Genomic DNA, 24,169 nt, shown 5'->3' with positions numbered 1-24,169 from the left:
TTGCCGGGCGACGCAATGGGGCGCTCCGGACAGCGCGGGATTTCGCCCACACGAGTACGCTATGGAGTTGAAATGGGCGTTTTTGCATGGTTTCGCCGGAAGGGTGAGAAAGGCGAGCAGTCCGCGGAAGCCGTCGGTGACGCACCGGCGGCGGGTACCACGCCGACGGCCGACCCGCAGGAGCCGGCCGCCGCTCCGTCCGGTGTGACGGGATCCGGGGAGCGCTCCGAGGAGCCCGCGGCCGAGGCGGAATCCGGCCAGGACGCGCGGGAGGAGCGGGAGGAGGCCGAAGGCGTGGAGATCCCGAAGCAGCAAGCGGCCGACGAGGCGGCCGACCGCGAGGCAGGCGAAGGCGCCCGCGCGTAAGCAGGGCCGGCGGAACTGGTCCGTCCGGCCGGTCCGGTGCTAACCGGCCAGTTCGAGGGAAGGTGGGCCATGGGCTTCCTGGACACGCTGAAGACCAAGCTCGGCCCGGCCAAGGGCAAGGTCTCGGACCTCGCCCAGCAGCACGGCCACAAGATCGACCACGGCATCGAGAAGGCCGCCCGGATGGTCGACCAGAGGACCAAGGGCAAGTACACCGACAAGATCGAGACGGGCACCGTCAAGGCCAGGCACGCCGTGGACCGGCTCGCTCACCGGGACGACGGGCACGACACGCCGCCGGGGCCTTCGACGACGCCTCCCACGCCGCCGCCGGCCTGAGCTGCCGGTCCCGGGCGTCATGGACGGGCGGCCCGGACGCGGTCCGCCGGCCAGTGCGGCCGGATGGGACGACGGCACAGCGGGCGGTCGCGGAGCACGGTGCTCCGCGGCCGCCCGCCGCTGTGCGGGGGGCTGTTTCCGGCCGCGTCAGGACCAGGCGGCGACCAGGTAGCCGACGCCGTACGGGGCGTCGTCGTACAGCAGCCGCCCCTCCGGCGAAGCGGTGTGCGCGGCGCCGGCCAGGACCTGCCACGGGGCGCGCCCGGCAGCCTTCAGCTCGTACGCCAGGGGGGCGTCCAGCGCGGCGATGGCGCCCGTGTCGGCGGCGCCGAGGGCGCGGGCGGCGCGGGCGTCGAAGTCCGCGGCCCGCTCGTCGAGGTAGCCGGGCGCCTTCACGGATCGGCAGGCGCTGCCGTCGCCCATCACCAGCAGGGCCACGCGAGGAGCCCGTACGGCCAGCTCACGGCCCAGCTCCGCGCAGCGCTCGGGTGCCAGCCGCTCGGCCACCCCCAGGCCCTCCACCGGCGCGTCCGCCCAGTCGGCGCGCTGGAGCAGCCAGGCGGCCACGGCCAGGGACGGGGGCAGCGCGCGTGCCCCGGCGCCGTCCCGCGCCCCGCCCGCGCCGAGCCGCACGTCCACGTCCACACCGAAGCCCCGGAAGTCGCCCGGCGCTCCCTCCGGGTACGTCACGGCGCCCGCCGCCCCCGGGTCGGCCTCCGGGTCGGGGCCGACCACCACGAGGAGGTCGGGGCGCGAGGCGGCCAGCACGCCCAGCGCGTCGAGGCAGGCGGCGCGCGCGTCGTCCAGTTCGGGCGCGGCTCCGGTGGCCACGGCGGGGACGAGGAGCGGCGGGCAGGGGCAGACGGCTGCGGCGACAAGCATGATCCGCAGCGTAACGCGGGAGCCGCCGGGGCTCGGCGCGGCGGACCGGTACGGGCGCACGCCCGCCGCTCCGCGCGGTGGCCGGGGTGCGGCGAGCCCGGGGCGCGCGGAGTCTGGGGCGTGCGGTGCCCTGGGCGCGCGGAGTCTGGGGCGTGCGGAGTCTGGGGCGCGCGGTGCGCGGGGCGTGCGGAGTCCGGGGCGCGCGGAGAGAACGGGGGCCGCGGCTCACCGCGCGGGCGCCCGGCTGCCGGGCGTCACAGCCGCCCCGCCGGCGGCCGGTACGTCCCGGCCGCCGAGGCCCGTCTCAGCTGACCGCGCAGCCGTTCTCGGCCGGCGGCAGCGGGGCCGGGACGCCGATCTGGGGCAGGCCCAGCATGACGCCCGCCGGCTTGGGCGCCTGGGCGCCCTGGCGCTTCTCCCAGGCGTCGCCCGCGCGCGTACGGCGCACGGCGGCGACGGGGCCCTCCGCGAGAAGGTGGTGCGGGGCCGCGTACGTGATCTCGACGGTCACCACGTCACCGGGGCGCACGTCCTCGTCCGGCCGGGTGAAGTGGACGAGGCGGTTGTCGGGGGCGCGGCCGGAGAGGCGGCGGGTGGCGTCGTCCTTGCGGCCCTCGCCCTCCGCGACCATGACCTCCAGCGTTCGGCCGACCTGCTTCTTGTTCTCCTCCCAGGAGATCTCCTCCTGGAGGGCGACCAGCCGCTCGTAACGGGCCTGCACGACCTCCTTGGGGATCTGGTTGTCCATCTCGGCGGCGGGCGTGCCGGGCCGCTTCGAGTACTGAAAGGTGAACGCCTGCGCGAAGCGCGCCTCGCGGACGACGTGCAGCGTCTGCTCGAAGTCCTCCTCGGTCTCGCCGGGGAAGCCGACGATGATGTCGGTGGAGATCGCGGCGTGCGGGATGGCGGCGCGGACCTTCTCGATGATGCCGAGGAAGCGCTCCTGCCGGTACGAGCGGCGCATCGCCTTCAGGACCGTGTCGGAACCGGACTGGAGCGGCATGTGCAGCTGCGGCATCACATTCGGCGTCTCCGCCATCGCCGCGATGACGTCGTCGGTGAAGTCGCGGGGGTGCGGCGAGGTGAAGCGGACGCGCTCCAGGCCCTCGATCTTCCCGCAGGCGCGCAGGAGCTTGCTGAACGCCTCGCGGTCGCCGATGTCGGAGCCGTACGCGTTGACGTTCTGGCCGAGCAGGGTGATCTCGGAGACGCCCTCGGCGACGAGCGCCTCGATCTCGGCCAGGATGTCGCCGGGGCGGCGGTCCTTCTCCTTGCCGCGCAGCGCGGGGACGATGCAGAACGTGCAGGTGTTGTTGCAGCCGACGGAGATCGAGACCCAGGCGGCGTACGCGGACTCGCGGCGCGTCGGCAGCGTGGAGGGGAACGCCTCCAGCGACTCGGCGATCTCGACCTGCGCCTCCTCCTGGACGCGGGCGCGCTCCAGCAGGACGGGCAGCTTGCCGATGTTGTGCGTGCCGAAGACGACGTCGACCCACGGCGCCTTCTTGACGATGGTGTCGCGGTCCTTCTGCGCGAGGCAGCCGCCGACGGCGATCTGCATGCCGGGCTTGCGGGCCTTGACGGGGGCGAGGCGCCCGAGGTTGCCGTACAGCTTGTTGTCGGCGTTCTCGCGGACCGCGCAGGTGTTGAAGACCACGACGTCGGCCTCGTCGGCGCCCTCGGGCGCGCGTACGTACCCGGCGTCCTCCAGCAGGCCGGAGAGGCGCTCGGAGTCGTGGACGTTCATCTGGCACCCGTAGGTGCGAACTGCATAGGTACGCGTGACGTCCACTGTCTGGCTCCGGTCGCTGCTGGTCATGGAACAAGGGTAAGGGGGCGCAAGGACACCCCTCTCTACGGCGTCTCCGCGACGCCCGGGAGCGCGCGGTGCGGCGCCCTGGCGCCCGACGGGCGGGGCGGGCGGTGGCCGTACCGGGTGGCGGGTGCCGGGCGACGGTCCCGCCGTACGGCGGGGCGGCGGCCGTACCCGGTGGCGGGTGCCGGTCCCGTGATCGCCCCGCACGGTGGGGGCACGGGTGCCGGATGTCGCCGGGGCGCGGGTGCGCCGGTGCGCGGTTCCACCTGCGGGGCGCGGCAGCCCCCGTACGGAGCCGCAGGACGTCGGCGGTGCCCCGCGCGCCCCGCACCGCATCGGGCGCGGCCGCCGCGCCCCGGCGGCACCCGGCACCCGGCACCCGGCACCCGGCACCCGGCACCCGGCACCCGGCACCCGGCACCCCCGACGGGATGAGCGCCCGTCAGGTTGCCTGTAGCGGGCACGCTTTCGCGCCAAATTCCGGCCGCCGGGCGAGGCAAACCAGACAAGTCCCCCGCGCCATGGCGCAAAATCGCTCCCCCGTGAAAAGAAGTCGATCTTTCCCCCGGACGGGTCGCGAACACCTGTACTAGGGTCGCGGCTGTTCCTCCGGACGCGCTTTGGCTCGCCAACACGCCTCGTGGGCACGGGGGTTGGGCGACAACGCGTCCGGGCCGTCGTATCCCTTAGGGGAAGGATGCACGCGTTGTCGCAGACGTTCTGGAGCAGACGCCGGGTACTCACCGCCGCAGCGGGAGCCGCCGCCGCGCCCGCGCTCCCCTCCGTCCTCACCCTGGCCGCGAGCCCCGCCCACGCCGCCGGGACCTCCACCGAGACCACGGGGCTGCCCGACACGGACCGCGGCCGGGCCGTGTGGGCGTACAAGACCGGCGGCCGGGCCGTCCGCGAGGCGGCCGCCGCCGCGCTCGCCGGTTCCCCGGCGGCCGTCTCCGCGTTCCTCACCAGCGAACTGCCCGTCGCCAAGGCGGACGACAACCGCTTCGCGCTGATCAGCGGCCTGTCCTACGCGGGCCGGTCCGTGCGCGGCTCGGCGGGGGCGGCACTGGCCGCCGGTGACGACGCGATCGCCGCCTTCCTGCGCGACGGGTTCACCTCCGCGCTGGAGACCGACATGCGGGCGGCCGTCTTCACGGTGATGAACAACGGCGGCACCGCTGTGAAGCGGGAGGCCAACGCGGCGCTGAACGCCGGCACGACGGCGGCTCTGCGGACCTTCCTCCAGGAGACGCAGTACACCGCGCAGCAGGAGGACGAGAAGGTCGAGGTCTTCACGATCCTCAGCACCGCGTCCCCGCAGGTGAAGCTGTACGCGGAACGTGCCCTGTCCGACGGGTCCCCGGAGGCCATCCGGCAGTTCCTGGTGTCCGGGCAGTACATCGCGCGGGCCCGCGACGAGGAGGCGGCGACGATCGCCCAGCTCGTCGACATCGTGGAGCGCGAGGGACGGCGGGCGAAGCTCCAGACGGAGAAGGCCGTCGCCGCGTCGGACCGCGCGAAGGAGGCCGCCGAGAAGGCCAAGGCCGCCGCGCTCAAGGCGGCCGAGGAGGCGCGCCTCGCCCAGCAGGACGTGCGCCGGTCCGCCAGGGCGGCCAACGACGCCGCCAGCGCCGCGCGCGGGGCCGCCGACGCCGCGAACACCGCGATCGCCGCCTCCCGCACCGCGCAGGCCGCCTCCAGCCGCGCCGCCGCGGCCGCGCAGGCCGCCGCCGCTGCCGCCGCGTCGGCGGGCAACGCCGCCTCGCGCGCGTACAACGCCGCCATCGCCGCGTCCAAGGACGCCACCAAGGCGTCCGCCGCCCGCGCCGCCGCCCAGGGCGCCCGCGACGCCGCCGCCCGGGCGCGTACCGCCGCCGCCGCGGCCGACCAGGCCGCCATCGCCTCCCAGCAGGCGTCGTCCGCCGGCTCCGCCGCGGCGAGCGCCGCCTCCAACGCCGCCGCGGCCGCGAACGCCGCGGCCGACGCGGCGGCCTCCGCGGGCATCGCCCAGAGCCAGGCCGCCAAGGCCCGCCAGGCCGCCGCCGAGGCGAACGCCGCCGCCGCGCGGGCCACCCGGGCGGCGGGCACCGCCCAGGCGCTGGCGAACCGCGCCGCCGCGGCGGCGCGCGTGGCGCGCGACGCCGCGAACAGCGCCGCCGCCCACGCCGAGAAGGCCGCCGCGGCGGCGGACGAGGCCGCGGCGAACGCCGGCAAGGCCATCGAGTACGCCACCCGCTCCACCGCCTACGCCGAGGCGGCCATGCAGGCCGCGACCACCGCCGCCAACGCGGTGAAGGAGGCCCAGGCCGTCGAGCAGGCGGCCCGCGAGGCGGAGGCCGCGCGGATCGCCGAGGACACCGAGCTCGGCATCCTGGAGGCCCGCGCGAGGGCCCAGGCCGAGGCCGAGGACGCCGCCCGGATCAACCGGGAGCGCACGGAGGCGGACAAGGCCGCCACCGAGACCAAGGACCTCATCGCCGCAGCCGAGGCGGCGCTGCGGTCCGGCGACACCGCCACGGCCGTGGCGACCGGCCGGAAGGCCGCCGTACGCCTCCTCGACGCGCCCGGCACCTGGACGCGGGAGGCCGCCGAGTTCGCCCTCGCCGGCACCGACGAGGACGTCGTCAACTGGGTGAGCGCCGACCGGGTGCTGGCGCAGCAGCAGGACGACCGCGAGAGCGTCCTCGCCATCGCGAAGGCCGGCAAGGCGGCCGTCGCCGAGGCCGCGGCACGCGCGCTCGCCAGCGACGCGCCGAACGCCTGCGGCGACTTCCTCACCACCGGTGTCATCGAGGCGTCCGCGACCGACAACCGCGTCCTGGTGTTCAAGGTTCTGTCGGAGAATCCGGGCCCGGCCGTGAAGGCCAAGGCGGAGGCGGCGCTGAACGCGGGGACGGCGCAGGCCCTCCACCGCTTCCTCACGGTCGAGCTCGCCGAGGCGATCAAGGAGGACGACAACGTCGAGGTGTTCCGCCTGCTGAACACCGGCGGCCCCTACATGCGGTCGGCGGCGCAGATCGTGCTGGAGGGACCGGCACGGATGCGGCGGAGCTTCGTCAGCCGGGACAAGTACCACATCGCCCGTCTCGACCACGACCACGCGACCCACGTGGCCGCCATCCGCGCCGCCATCGCCCACGCCGCGAAGATCGCGGCGAAGGCGCTGGAGGACGCCGCCCTCGCGTCCAAGGCGGCCGCCGAGGCCCGCCAGGCCGCGGCGGAGGCGGCCGACTGGGCGCAGAAGGCGCAGGGGTACGCCGCGGACGCCGCCGCGTCGGCGCGCGAGGCCCAGGAGAACGCGGCCGCCGCGGACCAGTCGGCGGCCGCCGCCGCCCAGTCCGCGCAGAGCGCGAAGAACGCCGCGACCGTCGCCCGGGGCGCCGCGGCGTCGGCGAACTACGCGATGAAGCAGGCCGTGGCGTCCGCGCGGCAGGCTGTCACCTACGCCTCGAGCGCCCAGTCGTCCGCCGCGCAGGCGCACGCCTCCGCCCTCCAGGCGGGCAAGGACGCCCGGGCCGCCGCCGACGCGGCGAGCCAGGCCCACAGCATCGTGGTCGCCAAGCGCAAGGCCGAGGCCGCGGCGGCCGCCCAGGCGGCGGCCGAGGAGGCCAAGCGCCACCAGGCGGCCGGCACGACCCCGGTGAAGCAGGACGACGACGGCGACACCAAGTGGCTCGGCATGTGGCCGGAGGACGTCTCGGACCCGAAGGACTGGGCCGAGGCCACCGGGCACTGGAGCACGGTCGCCGGCGGTGCCGCCGTCGTCCTCGGCGGCATCGGCATCTTCTTCCCGCCGGCCTTCGCGGCGGCGGGGATCGCCGGTGCCGTGTCGTGGGGCCTGCAGGGTGTGAGCAGCATCCTGACCGGCTTCGGCTACGGCTGGGACAGCGGCAAGTTCCACGAGGCGCTCGGCATCTTCCTCGTGGGCGGCGTGTTCTTCGGCAAGGGCCAGCTGTTCAAGAGGTTCGGCGTGGCGGAGGAGGTCGGCGCCAAGGTGTCCACCGTCGTCAGCGACGCGGCCACCACGGTGATCGGCTGGCTCGGCTGGTAGCGGGTACCGGCGTGCAGGGGAGGGCCGGGTCGCGTTCCGCCGCGCCCGGTCCTCCCGGCGCGCCGCCGCCCTCGACGTACGACGGAAGGAGAAGGGGTGCTGACCTCGTCGCTGTCCCCCGGCCAGTGGTGGATCGCCGCCGTCCTCTCGGGGGCCGCCCTCGCCGTGGCGGCCCAGTCGATGGCCACCACACGGCGGGACAAGCTGATCGCGGTGTCCCTGCCGCTGGCGGGCGCGGTCAGCATCGCCCTGGCGTCGGCGGCGCGCGGGTACGAGGGCCCCATGCCCCTGGTGCTGTACACGGCCACCATGATCGTGCTGGTGGTCCTGCGGATCGTCTTCGCGCCGTACATCGCCCGGCAGCTGCGGCTGAAGCGCGCGGGCCGGCCGATGGAGGAGGTGACGCGGAAGCAGTCGTGGATCTTCCTGGTCGTCTTCGTGGTCACGCTCGTCGGCGTGGCCTTCGTCCTGTGACCGCCGTGCGGCGCGCGTCCGCGGTGAGTTCCGTGACCACCGGGCGGCCCGCGCGGTCGGGAGCGGCCGGCCGGTGTGGTGCGCGAGCGGCGAGGAGTCGTGGATGACGCTTCCCCTGTGGGTGGTGGCGGCGCTCCTCCCCGAGGTGGTGCTCACCTGTGTGCTGCTGCGGTGGCTGCCGGTGCGGCACGAGCGGTGGATACCCGCGGTGCCGCTGCCGGTGACGCTCGTGGTGGCGCTGGGCCTGCGCTTCGTGGCCGAGCTGCCCTGGGCGGCCGTGCTCGCCGGGTGCGCCGGGTTCCTGTGGGGTGTCCTGGCGGCGCTGCTGCCGTTCCGCGGCTGGGTGTCGTCCTGGACGCTTCCCGTGCGCGGCGACGGACGGCTGCGGTGGCGCGAGGTGGGCCTGGTCGCGCTGGGCGCGGTCACGCCGCTGTCGACCGGGGCGGTCCGCGCCGCGATGGACAAGGCCTTCGCCGTACGCCGGGTGGTGCGGGCCCGGGGCGGCTTCCCGCCGCTGGTGGGTGTGGCGCTGCTGGTCCTGCCCGTCGCGGGCGCGGTGGCCGCCGGCTGGGTGGTGTCGGCGGTCGGTGCCGGCTGACCCGCGGGACGGCGCACCGGGTCGCGTACCGGGGTGGTGTGCCGGGGGCCGGGCGGCCCGCGGTTCCCTTCGCCGGGAGGTGCTGGCAGGATCGCGGGCATGTCTGGCGTCCCGTCCCCCGCCGCCCCCGCGCCCCGCGCCGCCCGCCGCCGTGTCCTGTGGTCGGCCGCGGCGCTGCTCGCGGTGGCCGGCCTGCTGCTGTGGTGGCTGGTGCCGTTCGGCCCGGAGCAGCCGAGCGGGAAGATCACGTTCAGTACGGGTGTGCGGACCGGCGTGTACCAGCGGTACGGGCAGCTGCTGAAGGACGCCCTCGACCGGGAGCTGCCCCGGGTGGCGGTGACGCTGCGCGACAGCGAGGGCTCGCAGCAGAACCTCGCGCGCGTGGCGTCCGGCGAGGCCGACTTCACGATCGCCACGGCGGACGCGGTCGCCACGTACCTCCAGGAGGGCCGGCCGGGCGCGGAGAGCCTGCGCGGCTGCACCCGGCTGTACGACGACTACGTGCAGCTCGTCGTCCCGAAGGGCTCGCGGGTCCGGTCGGCGGGCGACCTCAAGGGGCTGCGCGTGGGCGTCGGCCAGGAGGGTTCGGGCGTACGGCTGCTCGCGGACCGGCTGCTGTCGGCGGCCGGCCTGGACCCGGCGGCCGATGTGCGTCCGGTGCCGGCCGGGATCGACACGATGCCGGGGCTGCTGGAACAGGGCAGGCTGGACGCGTTCTTCTGGTCCGGCGGCCTGCCGACCAACGCGGTGCTGCGGCTCTCCGAGCGCTTCCCGGTGCGGCTGGTGCCGCTGGACCAGAAGCTGGTGGACACGGTCCACGCCGAGGGCGGGCCGAGCCGCTACTACCGCTCGGCGGTCATACCGGCCGACGCCTATCCGCTGGCGCAGGACGAGCCGGTGCAGACGGTCGCCGTGCCGAACCTGCTGGTGACGACCGACCGGATGGGCGCGGCGCTCACGGAGGGCGTCACGCGCACGGTGATCGGCAGCCGCGACCGCGTGGGCCGCGAGGTGCACCCCGCGCAGGTGGTGGACCTCCGGACGGCCATCTACACAAACCCGCTGCCGCTCCACGACGGCGCCCGCCGCTACTACCGCTCGGTCAAGCCGTAGCGGTCACGGGCACGCCCTGCCGGTCGGCGGGGCTGAAACGGGCAGGGGCGCCCTACCGGTCGGCGGGGCCGTAGCGATCGCGGGTACACCCCACCGGTCGGCCAGGCTGCGACGGTCAGGGGCGCGCCCTACCGGTCGGCGGGGCCGTAGTCGCCGCGCGCCGGCGCCGGCTCGGTGCGCGGCACGGCGATCGTCACGCGCAGCCCGTGCGGGTCGTTGTGGGCGTACGTGAGGGAGCCGCCGCCCGCGGCGAGCAGGGCCCGGCTGATGGACAGGCCCAGGCCGGACCCCTTGACGTTCTGGTGGCGGCCGCTGCGCCAGAAGCGGTCGCCCACGCGGGCCAGTTCCTCGTCGGTCAGGCCCGGGCCCCGGTCGGCGACGACGATGGTGGACGTGTCGCCGCCGGCGTCGACCTCCACGGTGACCTCCTCGCCCTCCGGGGTGAACTTCAGGGCGTTGTCGATCACGGCGTCGAGGGCACTGGACAGGGCGATCGGGTCCGCCCAGGCGGTGACCGCGGGGCCCGTACCGGTCAGGCGTACGCCCCGCTCCTCGGCGAGCGGCCGCCACGCGGCGACCCGTTCGGCGGCGAGCTCCTTGATGTCGGTGAGCTTCAGGTCGGCGGATGCGTGCTCGGCGAGCGCGAGGTCCAGCAGGTCGTCGAGGACCCGGGCGAGGCGCTTGCCCTCCGCCTGGACCGAGGCGATCTCCTCGTTTCCCTCGGGCAGTTCGAGCGCGAGCAGTTCGATGCGGAGCAGCAGCGCGGCGAGCGGATTGCGCAGCTGGTGGGAGGCGTCGGCGACGAACGCCCGCTGCTGCTCCAGCACCTGTTCGACGTTGTCGGCCATCTCGTTGAACGAGCGGGCGAGCCGCCGCAGTTCGGGAGGGCCGCCGGCCGCGGCCACGCGCGAGTTGAGGCGGCCGGTGGCGATGTCGTGGGTGGCCGCGTCGAGTACCCGTACGGGCTTGAGCACCCAGCCGGTGAGCCGGAACGCCGCGCCGACGGCGAGCAGCATGGCGGCGCACTCGCCGGCGGCGATGAGCAGCCAGCCGCGCAGGATACGGCTCCGCAGCGCGCCCGTCGGCGAGTCGGTGACCACCACGGCGACGACGTCCCCGTCCCGTACGACGGGCGAGGCGACGGCCAGGCGCGCGTCCGGCTGCCAGGGCCACACCTGCGGCGGGTCGTGGGAGCGGCGCCCGAGCCGCGCCTCGACCAGCGCGCGGCGCAGCTCGCCGTCCTCGGGGATGCGCCAGCCCTCGGGGGCGGCGGCCATGGCGGTGCCGTCGCGGTAGAAGACGCCGGCGTCGATGCCGTACACCTCCCGGTAGCGGACCAGCTCCCCCTGGAGGGTGGACTTCCGCTCGTCTATGCCGGGCCCGCTGTCGGTGACGTACTGGGCGAGCGCCGCGAAGCGGGCCGTGTCGTCGATGCGGTCCACGACGACGGTCTGCTGATAGGCGGAGGCGAGGCTCCCCGCGAGGGGGAACCCCAGGGCCAGCAGGACGCCGGCCATGAGGACGATCAGCAGCGGGAGGAGGCGTGTGCGCAAGGGGCGGCCCGTCGTTTTCGTCCTGTGGGGTGCTAGACGCGCGGGGGCGCGGCCGGGGCGACGAGCCGGTATCCGACGCCGCGTACCGTCTCGATCAACGCGGGCATCCTCAGCTTGGAGCGCAGGGACGCCACGTGGACCTCCAGCGTGCGGCCGGTCCCCTCCCAGCTGGTGCGCCACACCTCGCTGATGATCTGCTCGCGGCGGAAGACCACGCCGGGCCGCTGGGCGAGCAGCGCGAGGAGGTCGAACTCCTTGCGGGTGAGCTGGACGGCCGCGCCGTCCACGGTGACGCGGCGGGTGGGCAGCTCCACGACGACCTGGCCGAGGCGTACCGGTTCGGCCGGGGCGCCGAGCACGGGGTGGGAGCCGGTGTCCTCCGGGTCGCCGGGGCCGGTCGCGCGCCGGCTGACGGCGTGGATGCGGGCGAGCAGCTCGCCCGTGTCGTACGGCTTGACCACGTAGTCGTCGGCGCCGAGGTTCAGGCCGTGGATGCGGGAGCGGACGTCGGCACGGGCCGTCACCATGATCACGGGGGTGGTGGTGAGCTTCCGGAGCTTGCCGCAGACCTGGTAGCCGTCCTGGTCGGGGAGGCCGAGGTCGAGGAGGATGACGCCGAACGGGGGCCGTCCCGGGTCGTCGCACGGGAGGACGGCCTTGAGCGCCTCCTCGCCGTTGCGGGCGTGGGTGACGGTGAAACCGTGCTTCTTGAGGACGGCGGACAGAGCGGCGGCGACGTGGTCGTCGTCCTCGACCAGCAGCAGTCTCATTCGGGCCCCCCTCCGGAAGTGGCTCACAGGTCTCGCGTGTACGCCGCGTGCGCCGCGCCGTGGCGGCGCGGTGTGCGGACACGCGGATGGCGCCGCCTTCGTTCCCCGGGGTGGCGCGTGGTCGGTCGTACGGCGTGTCAGCCTGCCAGGTGCAGCGGCGTCGGTACACCCGGAATGGTGCCAGGACATGACGGTCCCCGGGCACTGTTGCGACATGAGCATGAATCCTGATGCGGAGGCGCGAGTCAAGAGCTCTCCGCTCCGGGGCGCACATCCGTTATGCAGCCGTACTCCGACACACCGCCCCGTTCACGCGGAGTGTCCGGTTGCGGCCGGATCGTTATGCTCAATTTCCGCTCAGATGTAATGACGCTGCTCGCAGGGCGTGCTTAATGTCCTGTGCAACCGAGCAGGACGGAGCGAGAGGCGATGAGCGGAGTGTCAGTGACCAAGGGAGCAGCGAACGCCGCACCGACGGCGGGCGACCTGGTCGTACTGAGCAACGTGAACAAGCACTTCGGCGCGCTGCACGTGCTCCAGGACATCGACCTGACGATCGCCCGTGGCGAGGTCGTGGTCGTGATCGGGCCGTCCGGGTCCGGAAAGTCCACGCTGTGCCGCACCATCAACCGCCTGGAGACGATCGACTCGGGCACCATCACCATCGACGGCAAGCCGCTGCCCGACGAGGGCAAGGAGCTCGCCCGGCTGCGTGCCGACGTCGGGATGGTCTTCCAGTCCTTCAACCTCTTCGCGCACAAGACGGTGCTGGAGAACGTCACGCTGGGCCAGATCAAGGTCCGCAAGGCGGACAAGAGGGACGCCGAGCAGAAGGCGCGGGCGCTGCTGGACCGCGTCGGGGTCGGTACGCAGGCCGACAAGTACCCGGCGCAGCTCTCCGGCGGCCAGCAGCAGCGCGTCGCGATCGCGCGGGCGCTGGCGATGGACCCCAAGGTGATGCTCTTCGACGAGCCCACGTCGGCGCTCGACCCGGAGATGATCAACGAGGTCCTCGAGGTGATGCAGCAGCTGGCGCGCGAGGGCATGACGATGGTCGTCGTCACCCATGAGATGGGCTTCGCCCGCTCCGCGGCGAACCGGGTGGTCTTCATGGCCGACGGCCGGATCGTCGAGCAGGCCACACCGGACCAGTTCTTCAGCAACCCGCGCAGCGACCGGGCCAAGGACTTCCTGTCGAAGATCCTTCACCACTGACCACCCCCCTGCGCCGGACGACCACGGCCGGACCACGACACAAGGGATGTTCACCATGCAGTTCCGCAAGACCAGTGCGGCCCTCGCCGCGGTTCTGACCCTTTCGATCACCGCGACCGCGTGTGGCTCCGGCAACGACAAGGGCGGCGACGGCGACAAGATCACCATCGGCATCAAGTTCGACCAGCCCGGTCTCGGCCTGAAGACGGCGGACGGCAAGTACACCGGCTTCGACGTCGATGTCGCCACGTACGTCGCCAAGGAGCTGGGCTACAGCGCCGACAAGATCGAGTGGAAGCAGGCTCCCAGCGCCGAGCGCGAGAACCTGATCCGCAACGGTGACGTCAAGTTCGTCGTGGCCAGCTACACGATCAACGACAAGCGCAAGGCCGTCGTCGACTTCGCCGGCCCGTACTTCCTGGCCCACCAGGACCTGCTGGTCCGCGCCGACGACAACTCGATCAAGAAGGCCGAGGACCTCAACTCCAAGAAGCTCTGCTCGGTCACCGGCTCGACCTCCGCGCAGAACGTCAAGACCAAGCTGGCCCCGAAGGCCGACCTGCAGCAGCTGGGCGGCTACTCGGAGTGCCTCACCGGCCTGGAGAACAAGGCCGTTGACGCTCTGACGACCGACGACTCCATCCTCGCCGGATACGCGGCGCAGAAGGAGCACCAGGGCAAGTTCAAGCTTGCCGGTCTGAAGCTGAGCGACGAGCCGTACGGCATCGGCCTGAAGAAGGGCGACAAGGAGCTCCGCGACAAGATCAACGCGGCGCTCGAGAAGATGAAGTCGGACGGCTCCTGGGACGCGTTCGTGAAGAAGAACTTCGGCCCGGCCAACTACAAGAACGAGCCCGCGCCGCAGATCACCGAGAAGTGAGCCGCGCCGCCGCGTGAGCGGCGGGAACGTGAGAGGCAACAGCAGCGAGGCGCCGTCGGCCCCGGCCGGGCCGGCGGCGCCTCCCACGATCCAACCAGGGGAGAGCGCGGGTCATCGTGTTCGACTTTCTTGATTCTCCGCAGTACGACCTGCTCGGCGCCTTCTGGGTGACCGTCCAGCTCACCCTCTACTCGGCGCTGGGCTCCCTGATCTGGGGCACCCTGCTGGCGGGTATGCGGGTGAGCCCGGTACCGCTGATGCGGGCCTTCGGGACCGCGTACGTCAACGTGGTCCGGAACACCCCGCTGACCATCGTGATCGTCGGCTGCTCGCTGGTGCTCAACCAGACGCTGGGCTTCGCGCTGGGCGGGGAGACGTTCAAGGACATCGGCTTCCGGATGGCCGTCCTGGGTCTGGTCGCGTACACGGGCACGTTCGTCTGCGAGGCGCTGCGCTCGGGCATCAACACGGTGCCGGTCGGGCAGGCGGAGGCGGCCCGTGCTCTGGGCCTGAGCTTCTTCCAGGTACTGACCATGATCGTGCTGCCGCAGGCGTTCCGGTCGGTCGTGGCCCCGCTGGCCAACGTCCTGATCGCGCTGGCGAAGAACACGACCGTCACGGCGGCGATCGGTGTCGCGGAGGCGGCGCTGCTGATGAAGGAAATGGTCGAGAACGAGGCCGACGCGCTGTTCGCCGTATTCGGCGTCTTCGCCCTCGGGTTCGTGCTCCTCACTCTGCCCACCGGCCTGATCCTCGGCTGGGTGGCCAAGCGCGTGGCGGTGAAGCGATGACCTCCGTTCTCTACGACACCCCGGGACCCCGGGCCAAGCGGCGGAACCTCCTCTACTCGGCCGTCTTCCTGGTCCTCCTGGCTCTCGCGATCTGGTGGTTCCTGTCGGTCATGGCCGACAAGGACCAGCTGACGGCCGAGAAGTGGAAGCCGTTCGTCACGGACGGCGCCGTCTGGACCACGTTCCTCCTGCCGGGGCTCGGCGAGACGCTGAAGGCGGCGTCGCTGGCCTTGGTGATCGCCCTGCCGCTCGGCGCGCTGCTCGGCATCGGCCGGTTGTCGGACCACGTCTGGGTGCGGGGCCCTGTGGGCACGGTCGTGGAGTTCTTCCGCGCGATCCCCGTCCTGCTGATGATGGTGTTCGCCAGCGCGGTCTTCGCCCAGTTCACCCCCATCGAGTCGGATGTCAGGCCGCTGTACGCGGTGGTGACCGGCCTCGTCCTGTACAACGCGTCCGTCATCGCGGAGATCGTCCGGGCGGGCATCCTGTCCCTGCCGCGCGGGCAGACCGACGCCGCCAAGGCCATCGGTATGCGCAAGGGCCAGATCATGGGGTACGTCCTGCTGCCGCAGGCGGTCACGGCGATGCTTCCCGCGCTGGTCAGCCAGCTGGTGGTCATCGTCAAGGACACCGCTCTGGGCGGCGCCATCCTGGGCCTGAGCGAGCTGCTGTTCCAGATCCGTCCGATCACCGCGAACTACGGCGCCAACACGATCGCCGCCTTCACCGTGGTGGCGCTGATCTACATCGTCGTGAACGGGGCGCTCACCCAGTTCGCGTCGTGGCTGGAGGCCAAGCTCCGGGGCCGCAAGAAGAGCACCGGCGCGGTCGTCGAGGTCAAGAAGGTCGACGCCAAGATGGGCGGTGGCGCGTAGCCGCGAGGCCGGCGGACTCGGCGCGCGAGAGCGCGTCGGGGAGCGGCACGGCGCGGGCGGTGGTCCGCGGGATCGTGTGAAGGGGCGGTGGCCGAGGGGCCGCCGCCCCTTCGCGCGTCCGCCCCTCACTGCCCCGTCACTTGACGCAAGCACGAGCAGTGGGTTGCATACGTTCTGTGATCACTCACCGGGTTCCAGTCGTATATTCATGCGTTTCCCCTGTTCATCGGAGGGCCATCCGAGTCTCAGGAGCCACAGGAGTCACGCCGTGGACCCGGTGATCATCGTGGGCGCGGGTCCGGTCGGACTCGCGCTCGCCCTGGCTCTGGCCGCCCGGGACGTGCCCTCGGTGGTACTGGACGAGGGGACCGGCGAGGACGAGTACCGGCCCGCCCGCACGGTGGTGCTGCGCGCCGACACCGCCGGGTTCGTGGAACGGCTCGGCTGCGCCGGTGCGCTGCGCGCCGACGGCGTGCGCTGGACCGGGTGGCGCTCGATGCGGCGCCGCCAGCTCGTCCACCGGGTGGTCTTCGCGGAGACGGATGACGGCGCGGGGACCGGCGGGGCCGCCACCGAGGCATCCGGCCCGTTCGACGCGTCCGAGCGGGGCGGTGCGCGGCCGGGGTCCGCGTCCGATGGCGTGGCGGCCGCCGGACCGCGCGGCAGGGTGGCCCCCGCCAGGGCCGGGGCGGGCGTCGACAGGGCGCCCGGTACGGGCGGCGGCGTCATGGGTGCGCCCGCGGGGGCGACCGACGAGGACGGCGAGGAGGCCGCGGCCGGGTACGCGGCGACGCCGCTGCACATCCCGCAGCACGCGCTGACCGCCGCGCTGCGTACCGCCCTGTCGACGGGGCCTGCCGCCCGGCTCGTGCGGGTCGTCACGGAGTGCCGCGTCGACGCGCTGGAGCAGGACGCGACCGGCGTGGCGGTCCACACGCGGGGGCGGCAGGAGACGTGGTGGCGCGGGAGCCATGTGGTGGGCTGCGACGGGGCGCGCTCGACGGTCCGCAAGCTGCTGGACATCCGCTTTGCCGGGCGCACGGCGGTGGAACGGCACGCCGTCGCGATGCTCCGCGTCGGACTGCCGTGGCCCGGCGAGGGCGTGCTGCACCGGCGGCCGCCGTGGCGGGGCGGCGGCGATGAGGTGACGGCGCGCCCGCTCCCCGGCGACGGCTGGCGGCTGGACTGGCTGCTGCCGCCGCGTGGCGACCTGGTGACGCCGGAGGCGCTGGTGGCGCAGATCCGGGAGACGCTGGCGGGCTGGTGCGACGACACGCCCGCGTACGAACTGGTCGACACGGGCGTCTACACCCTGCACCACCGGCTCGCCCGGCGCTGGCGCGTGGACCGGGCGTTCCTGGCGGGGGACGCGGCGCATCTGCTGGGTGCGCTGGGCACGCAGGGCCTGGACGAGGGACTGCGCGACGTGGAGAACCTGGCGTGGAAGCTCGCCGAGGCGTGGCATGACGGCGGCCCGGCCGAGGTACTGCTGGACAGCTATCAGGCGGAGCGGCGCACCGCCGTCGCCGCGCGGCTGCGGGCCGCGGACCAGTCGCTGCCCGTTCTGCGGGGCGGGGGCGGACTGCGGACGTACCTGCGGGGCGGTGCCCGGCAGCATGACGCACTGCTGACGGACGGGCACCTGGGCCGAGGCCCGCTGGGCGCCCCTCCCGCGTACCCGCACTCGCCGCTGGCGCCTCTGGACCCGGAGGGCGCCGTGGAGGTCGGTACCGCGGCGGGCGCCCCGGTCGCGGATGTGCCGGTGACCGCGCCGGACGGCACGACGGGGTGGCTCCGGGACCGGCTGGGGCGTGGGCTGCTCGTCGTGCTGGTCGCGCCGGGCACGGGGGTGTGGGACCGGCGCCACTGGGTGACCGCCGGTGTCATGCCCCGGCTGGCCGAGACGGTACGGACGCTGCCGCTGCGGGGCGAACTGCTGGTCACGGAGGCGTACCCGGGCGCGGCCGCCCACACGGTGCTGCTGGTACGCCCCGACGGCCACCTGGCCGCCGCTTTCACGGGCGTCCACCCTCCGTCCCTCCACGCGGCGGCGGAGGCCCTGCGCGGCAACGCCCCCGGTCAGGCGCCCGCCGAAGCCCCTGAGGAGGCGACTGCCCAGGCCCACTGAGCGCCCCGCCCGACATGGGCGGGATCCACATCAGGGACTGGCCCACATCCGGGGCTGGCCCACCTGGTGCGGGGGCGGCGCTGGCGGGGGCGGCGCCGACGGCTGCTCGGACCACGGCCGGCCCGACAGGGGCAGGTGGACCCACCCAAGTACGGGCGCGGTGGCGGCGGCTGGGCGCGCTGGCCCCACATGGGCGATGGGTGCACCGAGCTCCCGGCACGGGTGCTCGGTGCCCAGAGCGCGTGGGCGGGCGGTGTGCAGAGCGCCGGGCGGCCGCGCGCCGGGCGGCCGGGCGGTACACAGAATCCGCGCGCGGTCGGTGCACAGGGCTCGCGGCGGGCATGTACCCACAGCGCGCGGGCGGGCGGTCAGTGCGTAGGGCGCGCGGATGGGCGGTCCGGGCGCAGAGCTGTCGCGGGCGGGCCGTGCGTGAAGCTCGCGGCGGGCAATCGGTGCGCAGAGCTCTCGGGCCGGCGGTCCACATCGTGGGTGCGTCGGGCGGCCGCCCGACCTGTCGGCCCCGGGCCCGCCCTGCCCGGTGATGTCGGCCGACTGCCGCGGCCCGCCCCCGCGATCAGTCGGTCAGGTCCCGTCGAGGTCCAGGTCCTCCGTGTCCTCGCCCTCCTCCTCCAGGGCGCGGCGGACCACCCGGAGGGCGAGGCCCTCGGGGTAGCCCTTGCGGGCGAGCATGCCGGCGAGGCGGCGCAGGCGGCGGTCCCGGTCGAGGCCGCGTGTGGAGCGCAGCTTGCGCTGGACGAGCTCGCGGGCCGTCGCCTCCTCCTGATCGGCGTCGAGCTGCCCGACCGCCTCGTCGATCACGGCGGAGTCGACGCCCTTGGTCCGCAGCTCCCGGGCGAGGGCGCGACGGGCCAGGCCCCGCCCGTGGTGCCGGGACTCCACCCAGGCCCCGGCGAACGCCGCGTCGTCGATCAGTCCGACGTCCTCGAAGCGGGACAGGACGTCCTCCGCGACGTCCTCCGGGATGCCCCGCTTGTGCAGCGCGTCCGCGAGTTGCTTGCGGGTGCGCGGCATCCCGGTGAGCAGGCGCAGGCAGATCGCCCGCGCCTGCTCAGCCGGGTCCTGGGGCGGCAACTCCTTCTCGGCCCTCGACGAGTCGGTGCTGCCGCCCGGCCATTCGGTGCGCCGGGCCATGGGTTACGCCTTGGCCGCTGTGGCCTTGGTCGCCTTGGTCGCCTTCACCGCCGGTGCGGGCACCGACTTCGTGGCGTCGGCCGGGGTGTCCGCCGCGCCCGCGGCGTCCGGGGCCGGCTCCGCCGCTGCGGCGTCCGGCCGGACACCCACGCCCAGCTTCTCCTTGATCTTCTTCTCGATCTCGTTGGCGAGGTCGGGATTGTCCTTGAGGAAGTTGCGGGCGTTCTCCTTGCCCTGGCCGAGCTGGTCGCCCTCGTACGTGTACCAGGCGCCGGCCTTGCGGATGAAGCCGTGCTCGACGCCCATGTCGATCAGGCCGCCCTCGCGGCTGATGCCCTCGCCGTAGAGGATGTCGAACTCCGCCTGCTTGAAGGGCGGGGCGACCTTGTTCTTGACGACCTTGCAGCGGGTGCGGTTGCCGACCGCGTCCGTGCCGTCCTTGAGCGTCTCGATGCGGCGGATGTCGATGCGCACCGAGGCGTAGAACTTCAGTGCGCGGCCACCGGTCGTGGTCTCCGGCGAGCCGAACATCACACCGATCTTCTCGCGGAGCTGGTTGATGAAGATCGCCGTGGTCTTGGACTGGTTGAGCGCGCTGGTGATCTTCCGGAGCGCCTGGCTCATCAGGCGGGCCTGGAGGCCCACGTGCGAGTCGCCCATCTCGCCCTCGATCTCCGCGCGCGGCACGAGCGCGGCGACGGAGTCGATGACGATCAGGTCGAGCGCGCCGGAGCGGACGAGCATGTCCACGATCTCGAGGGCCTGCTCGCCGTTGTCCGGCTGGGAGAGGATCAGGTTGTCGATGTCGACGCCGAGCTTGCGCGCGTACTCGGGGTCGAGCGCGTGCTCCGCGTCGACGAAGGCGACCTGGCCGCCGGCCTTCTGCGCGTTGGCCACGGCGTGCAGGGTCAGGGTCGTCTTACCGGAGGACTCCGGTCCGTAGATCTCCACCACACGGCCGCGCGGCAGGCCACCGACGCCGAGCGCCACGTCGAGCGCGGTCGAGCCGGTCGGGATGACCTCGATGGGCTCCTTCGACCGCTCGCCCATGCGCATCACGGCGCCCTTGCCGAATTGCCGTTCAATCTGTGCGAGCGCGGCGTCGAGCGCCTTCTCGCGGTCGGTTCCTGCCATGGGTTCCACCCGGTTTGCTTGAGTCGATCGCTTCACGTCAAAGACGCTAACCCCTGCCACTGACAATGCGCCTCGACGTGCCTCCCGGCCTGTGGATAACCCCCGCCTCATCGCACGGAGGACCAGGCCACGCCCCCATAAGAATGGATGTTCGATTTTAGTGTCAAGCGAGCCACACCGGCTGTGGACAACCTCCGGACCAGGTGGCCCGGGCCACGGGTCGGGGGCGCCGACGTGCCGCAGGGCAGGCTCGGACCCCGAGCCGACCGGGGACGCCGGGGCGGCCGGGGACGGCGGGGCGGCCGGGGCCCTGGGCAGACCGGGACCCCGGGGCGGCCGGGGCCCTGGGGGCAGGGGTGCCGGGCAGGCCGGACCCTGGTGGGCGGGCCGGGGCGGCACGCCCGATGCGCTCGGGCGCGGCCGCCGGGCGCCTATCCTTCCTGGCATGGCCCTCCCCTCCCCCGTGCGACGCGGCCGGGTGACCGCGCGGACGGCCGACCTGGCCGTGACCGCCGTCGTCACCGCCTTCGTGGCCGGCTGGACGGCCCTGTCGATCGCGTCCGCGCCCTCCGGGAGCGAGCCGCTGTCCCGTACGGTCCTCGGCTGGCTCATCGTCGCCGTGGGGTGCGGGGCGCTGCTGTTCCGGCGCCGCAGACCGGTCGCCGTCGCCGTCGTCACCCTGCTCGCCTCGGCGCTCTACTACCCGACGAGCTCGTATGACGGGCCGCTCATGGTCACGTTCGCGCTGGCCCTGTACACGACGGCTGCCGAGGGGCGGTTCGTGGCCGCCGTCGCCCTGGCCTCCGTGACGCTGCTCGCCGTCGGGCTGGGCGAGATCCGCCAGGACGAGGGACGGCGCCAGATCGACGACACGTCCCTGGTGATGCTGGCCGGCTGGCTGATCAGCCTGGTCGCCGTCGGCCGTGCCCAGCGGACCCGGCTCGCCTACCTCCACGAGGTGGAGCAGCGCGCCCTGGCGGCGGAGCGGGAGCAGGAGGCCCGCGCCCGGCAGAGCGCCACCGAGGAGAGGCTGCGCATCGCGCGCGAAGTACACGACGTGCTGGGCCACAGCCTTTCCTTGATCAACGTCCAGTCGAGCGCGGCCCTGCACCGGCTGGCCAAGAAGCCCGAGCCCGCCGAGGCCCTGCCCGCCGCGGCGGAGGCGCTGGAGGCGGTCAAGGCGACCAGCAAGGACGCCCTGCGCGAGTTGCGCGGCACGCTCGGGGCGCTCCGCCAGGCCGACGAGGAGGCGCCCACCGCGCCCGTCTCCGGCCTGGACCGGCTGGACGAGCTCGTCGGCCGGGCCCGCGCCGCCGGTCTGGACGTCACGGCCCGCACGGAGGGCACGCCCCGACCGCTGCCGCCCGCACTGGACCTGGCCGCGTACCGCATCGTGCAGGAGTCGCTGACGAACGTGACCCGCCACGCGCGCGCCCGTACGGCCCTGGTCACACTGTCCTGGGCGGACGACGCGCTGGAGCTGCGCATCGAGGACGACGGGGAGGGCGCGCCCGACGCCGGGGCGCACGGCAGCGGCCTGCGCGGTATGGCCGAGCGGGCGCGTGCCTTCGGCGGCGAGCTCACCGCGGGGAACACCGGCCGCGGCTTCCGGGTCTTTGCCCGCCTGCCGTTCACCAGCAGCCTCACCACCAGGGGGACCGAATGATCCGCGTCGTGCTCGCCGACGACCAGACCCTCGTACGGGCCGGGTTCCGGTCGATCCTCGCCGACGAGGCGGACATCGAGGTCGTGGGCGAGGCCGCCGACGGCGAGCAGGCCGTCGCCCTGGCGCGGGAGCTGCGCCCGGACGTCGTCCTGATGGACATCCGCATGCCCGGCACGGACGGCCTGGAGGCCACGCGACGGATCACCGGGGACCCGCGTCTCGAAGGGGTGCGGGTGGTCATCCTCACGACCTTCGACATGGACGACTACGTGTACGGGGCCCTGCGGGCGGGCGCTTCGGGCTTCCTGGTGAAGGACACCGAGCCGATGGAGCTGCTGCACGGCGTCCGGGTGGTGGCGCGCGGCGACGCGCTGATCGCCCCGGCGGTGACCCGCCGGCTGATCGCCGAGTTCGCGGGGCGCGGCGGCCGGCGGCCGGACCCGAGCCCCCGGCTCAACGCGCTGACGGAACGGGAGCGCGAGGTGATGGGCCTGGTCGGGGCGGGGCTGACCAACGACGAGATCGCGCAGCGGCTGGTGCTGTCGCCCGCCACGGCCAAGACCCACGTCAGCCGGATCATGACCAAGCTGGACGTCCGCGACCGCGCGCAGCTGGTGATCCTCGCGTACGAGTCGGGCATGATCACGCCCGGCTGGCTCGCCTGACGCGGGGCGCCCGGCCCCGAGGGGGCCGGGCCCGCGGGGGCCTCGCCCTCAGCGCGTCCGCCCTCCAGGCACCGCCCCGAAGACACACCCGACCCCGAGGCGTCCGGCCCTGAGGGCGTCCGGCCCTGAGGGCGCCCGGCGGTGAGGGCGTACGCCCCTGAGCGCGCCGGTCCGACGACGCGCCGGTCCCTGAGGGCGTCCGGCCGCCCGCTGCCGGGGGACGCGGCCCCGGACCCTGATGCCATCCCTGACTTCCCCCTGACCCGGCGGGCCCTCCGGCGCAACCACCGGTGTACGCCGCCGGGGCGACCCGCAACCGCTGGGGTAGGGGCACTGCCCACCGGCGGGTGACGACGGGGACGCAGCCGTGATCCGACGCTGTCCGCGTGAATCCAGACGCCTCGGAAGTCCTCGACCTCGCCCGGCTGCAGTTCGCGCTCACCGCGGGCGGCCACTTCCTGTTCGTCGCCCTCACCCTGGGCCTCGCCACGGTCATCGCCTGCCTGCAGACGAAGGCGGCCGTCAGCGGCAGCGAACCGGACGCCCGCCAGGTGCGCTTCTGGGGGCAGCTGTACGTCATCAACTACGCAGTCGGCATCGTCACGGGCATCGTCATGGAGTTCCAGTTCGGCCTGAGCTGGAGCGGTCTGACGCACCACGCGGGCAACGTCCTCGGGGCGTCGCTCGCCGTGGAGACGATCGTGGCGTTCTTCGTGGAGTCGACGTTCCTCGGCCTGTGGATCTTCGGCTGGAACCGGATGGGCCGCTGGACGCACCTCGCGGCCATCTGGATCGTCACGCTCACCGCGTACGCGTCGGCGTACTGGATCCTCGTGTCGAACGGCTTCCTGAACAATCCCGTCGGCCACCGCGTGGAGGACGGGCAGGTGGTCCTCGACGACCCGGTGGCCGTGCTGACGAACCCGAGCGCCCTGCTGGCGTTCGGGCACATCATGGCCGGCGCGCTGGTCACGGCCGGGTTCTTCATGGCGGCCGTCAGCGCGTACCACCTGTTCCGCAGGACCCCCGAGTGGGCGTTCTTCGGGCGCGGCCTGCGGATCGGGGTGTTCCTGTCGTTTCCCGCCGCGATGGTCACGGCGGTCTTCGGCGGGCTGCAGCTGCAGTCCATCGCGACGCTGCAGCCCGTGAAGTCGGCGGTGTTGCGCGACGACACGGCGGAGCTGGCACGGCTCCAGGCGGAGCTGACCGCCCGCTTCGGGCCGGGTGACTACATCCCGTCGGAGGCGTGGACCAGGGGCGCCGCGCTGATCATGATGATCGCCTTCGGTCTGATGATGTACTTCACGCTCGCCGGGTTCGTCCTGGCCTTCTTCCGAAGGGCCGTCTTCCGGTTCCGGCTCTGGCACGTGGCGCTGATCGCGGCCGTCCCCCTGCCCTACATCGCCATGATCAGCGGCTGGGTCTTCCGCGAGGCGGGCCGCCAGCCGTGGGTGGTGTACGGGCTGCTGAAGACCGAGGACGCGGTCTCCGACCTGTCCCCCGCCGCGATGCGCACCTCCCTCGTGGCCTTCACCGCGCTGTTCGCGCTGCTCGCCGTCGTCAACACATGGCTGCTGGTGCGCCACGCGCGGCGCGGCCCCGCCGACGTGGGCCTGGGCCGGGACGAGCGGCCCGCAGCGGACGGCGACAGCCGCGTAGACCCCGCCGACGCCCTGCCCGCGCCGCGCTACTGACCGAAGGAGC

General features: G+C 73.8%; 20 protein-coding genes. 14 read left to right on the top strand and 6 right to left on the bottom strand.

Annotated features, from left to right (window positions below):
- The first annotated feature begins 72 nt into the window (after nt 1–72).
- Together ACSUPT_RS22530 and ACSUPT_RS22525 are read left to right on the top strand one after the other, a co-directional pair.
- Nucleotides 73–366, top strand: coding sequence for a hypothetical protein (locus tag ACSUPT_RS22530; RefSeq protein ID WP_399219384.1), 294 nt, complete (start codon nt 73–75; stop codon nt 364–366).
- Nucleotides 367–435: 69 nt separating this feature from the next.
- A complete protein-coding gene (locus tag ACSUPT_RS22525; RefSeq protein ID WP_351965055.1) occupies nt 436–705 on the top strand; it encodes an antitoxin in 270 nt (89 codons plus the stop codon).
- A gap of 147 nt (nt 706–852) precedes the next feature.
- Here the strand turns inward: ACSUPT_RS22525 and ACSUPT_RS22520 are convergent, their stop codons facing one another.
- Nucleotides 853–1,587 (bottom strand): class III extradiol dioxygenase subunit B-like domain-containing protein, encoded by a 735-nt coding sequence (locus ACSUPT_RS22520; protein ID WP_351965056.1) that lies wholly within the window; start codon nt 1,585–1,587, stop codon nt 853–855.
- Between the two features lie 304 nt (nt 1,588–1,891).
- Complete coding sequence (miaB, locus tag ACSUPT_RS22515) at nt 1,892–3,406, bottom strand: tRNA (N6-isopentenyl adenosine(37)-C2)-methylthiotransferase MiaB (RefSeq protein ID WP_361657786.1); 1,515 nt, start codon at nt 3,404–3,406, stop codon at nt 1,892–1,894.
- A gap of 703 nt (nt 3,407–4,109) precedes the next feature.
- On the opposite strand from miaB, the gene ACSUPT_RS22510 reads away from it, so the two are divergent.
- The 4 genes from ACSUPT_RS22510 to ACSUPT_RS22495 all read left to right on the top strand — a co-directional run bounded on the left by ACSUPT_RS22510 (nt 4,110) and on the right by ACSUPT_RS22495 (nt 9,636).
- Entirely contained in the window at nt 4,110–7,451 is a 3,342-nt protein-coding gene (locus ACSUPT_RS22510) for an ALF repeat-containing protein (RefSeq protein ID WP_404148682.1), read from the top strand.
- A 96-nt stretch (nt 7,452–7,547) separates the two neighbouring features.
- Nucleotides 7,548–7,925 (top strand): hypothetical protein, encoded by a 378-nt coding sequence (locus tag ACSUPT_RS22505; RefSeq protein ID WP_361657792.1) that lies wholly within the window; start codon nt 7,548–7,550, stop codon nt 7,923–7,925.
- A 103-nt stretch (nt 7,926–8,028) separates the two neighbouring features.
- Nucleotides 8,029–8,523, top strand: coding sequence for a hypothetical protein (locus ACSUPT_RS22500; protein ID WP_436945377.1), 495 nt, complete (start codon nt 8,029–8,031; stop codon nt 8,521–8,523).
- 99 nt (nt 8,524–8,622) lie between these two features.
- On the top strand, nt 8,623–9,636 hold the full coding sequence (locus tag ACSUPT_RS22495; RefSeq protein ID WP_436945376.1) for a TAXI family TRAP transporter solute-binding subunit: 1,014 nt from the start codon (nt 8,623–8,625) through the stop codon (nt 9,634–9,636).
- A 128-nt stretch (nt 9,637–9,764) separates the two neighbouring features.
- Here ACSUPT_RS22495 and ACSUPT_RS22490 read toward each other — a convergent pair whose 3' ends face one another.
- A complete protein-coding gene (locus ACSUPT_RS22490; protein ID WP_351965062.1) occupies nt 9,765–11,189 on the bottom strand; it encodes a sensor histidine kinase in 1,425 nt (474 codons plus the stop codon).
- 32 nt (nt 11,190–11,221) lie between these two features.
- On the bottom strand, nt 11,222–11,959 hold the full coding sequence (locus tag ACSUPT_RS22485) for a response regulator transcription factor (protein ID WP_351965063.1): 738 nt from the start codon (nt 11,957–11,959) through the stop codon (nt 11,222–11,224).
- A gap of 429 nt (nt 11,960–12,388) precedes the next feature.
- On the opposite strand from ACSUPT_RS22485, the gene ACSUPT_RS22480 reads away from it, so the two are divergent.
- The 5 genes from ACSUPT_RS22480 (at nt 12,389) to ACSUPT_RS22460 (ending at nt 17,848) form a co-directional block, all read left to right on the top strand.
- The gene (locus ACSUPT_RS22480) at nt 12,389–13,174 is read left to right on the top strand and encodes an amino acid ABC transporter ATP-binding protein (protein ID WP_365726254.1); all 786 of its coding nucleotides are present in this window, start codon (nt 12,389–12,391) and stop codon (nt 13,172–13,174) included.
- 55 nt (nt 13,175–13,229) lie between these two features.
- Nucleotides 13,230–14,054: a glutamate ABC transporter substrate-binding protein gene (locus ACSUPT_RS22475; RefSeq protein ID WP_351965065.1), complete on the top strand. Its 825-nt coding sequence runs from the start codon at nt 13,230–13,232 to the stop codon at nt 14,052–14,054.
- A gap of 116 nt (nt 14,055–14,170) precedes the next feature.
- Nucleotides 14,171–14,845 carry an amino acid ABC transporter permease gene (locus ACSUPT_RS22470; protein WP_436945375.1) on the top strand — a complete coding sequence of 225 codons (675 nt, stop codon included), beginning with the start codon at nt 14,171–14,173 and terminating at the stop codon, nt 14,843–14,845.
- Nucleotides 14,842–15,720, top strand: a complete 879-nt coding sequence (locus tag ACSUPT_RS22465; protein WP_351965067.1) for an amino acid ABC transporter permease — start codon at nt 14,842–14,844, stop codon at nt 15,718–15,720. The genes ACSUPT_RS22470 and ACSUPT_RS22465 overlap by 4 nt, the downstream gene beginning before the upstream one ends.
- Nucleotides 15,721–15,988: 268 nt before the next feature.
- Complete coding sequence (locus tag ACSUPT_RS22460; protein WP_436945374.1) at nt 15,989–17,848, top strand: FAD-dependent monooxygenase; 1,860 nt, start codon at nt 15,989–15,991, stop codon at nt 17,846–17,848.
- Nucleotides 17,849–18,430: 582 nt separating this feature from the next.
- Here the strand turns inward: ACSUPT_RS22460 and recX are convergent.
- Together recX and recA are read right to left on the bottom strand one after the other, a co-directional pair.
- Nucleotides 18,431–19,000 carry a recombination regulator RecX gene (gene recX / locus ACSUPT_RS22455; protein WP_436945373.1) on the bottom strand — a complete coding sequence of 190 codons (570 nt, stop codon included), beginning with the start codon at nt 18,998–19,000 and terminating at the stop codon, nt 18,431–18,433.
- A gap of 3 nt (nt 19,001–19,003) precedes the next feature.
- Nucleotides 19,004–20,134 carry a recombinase RecA gene (gene recA / locus ACSUPT_RS22450; protein ID WP_351965070.1) on the bottom strand — a complete coding sequence of 377 codons (1,131 nt, stop codon included), beginning with the start codon at nt 20,132–20,134 and terminating at the stop codon, nt 19,004–19,006.
- A gap of 445 nt (nt 20,135–20,579) precedes the next feature.
- On the opposite strand from recA, the gene ACSUPT_RS22445 reads away from it, so the two are divergent.
- From ACSUPT_RS22445 to ACSUPT_RS22435, 3 genes are all read left to right on the top strand, one after another.
- Complete coding sequence (locus tag ACSUPT_RS22445) at nt 20,580–21,800, top strand: sensor histidine kinase (RefSeq protein ID WP_351965071.1); 1,221 nt, start codon at nt 20,580–20,582, stop codon at nt 21,798–21,800.
- The gene (locus tag ACSUPT_RS22440; RefSeq protein WP_351965072.1) at nt 21,797–22,465 is read left to right on the top strand and encodes a response regulator transcription factor; all 669 of its coding nucleotides are present in this window, start codon (nt 21,797–21,799) and stop codon (nt 22,463–22,465) included. The genes ACSUPT_RS22445 and ACSUPT_RS22440 overlap by 4 nt, the downstream gene beginning before the upstream one ends.
- A 386-nt stretch (nt 22,466–22,851) precedes the next feature.
- Nucleotides 22,852–24,159 (top strand): cytochrome ubiquinol oxidase subunit I, encoded by a 1,308-nt coding sequence (locus ACSUPT_RS22435; protein ID WP_436945372.1) that lies wholly within the window; start codon nt 22,852–22,854, stop codon nt 24,157–24,159.
- Nucleotides 24,160–24,169 lie beyond the last annotated feature (10 nt).

The organism is Streptomyces sp. SudanB25_2051, from assembly GCF_964272635.1.
Classification (GTDB): Bacteria; Actinomycetota; Actinomycetes; order Streptomycetales; family Streptomycetaceae; genus Streptomyces.
The sequence above is the reverse complement of the archived record's forward strand: the minus strand, read 5'-3'. Positions and strand labels throughout refer to the sequence as shown.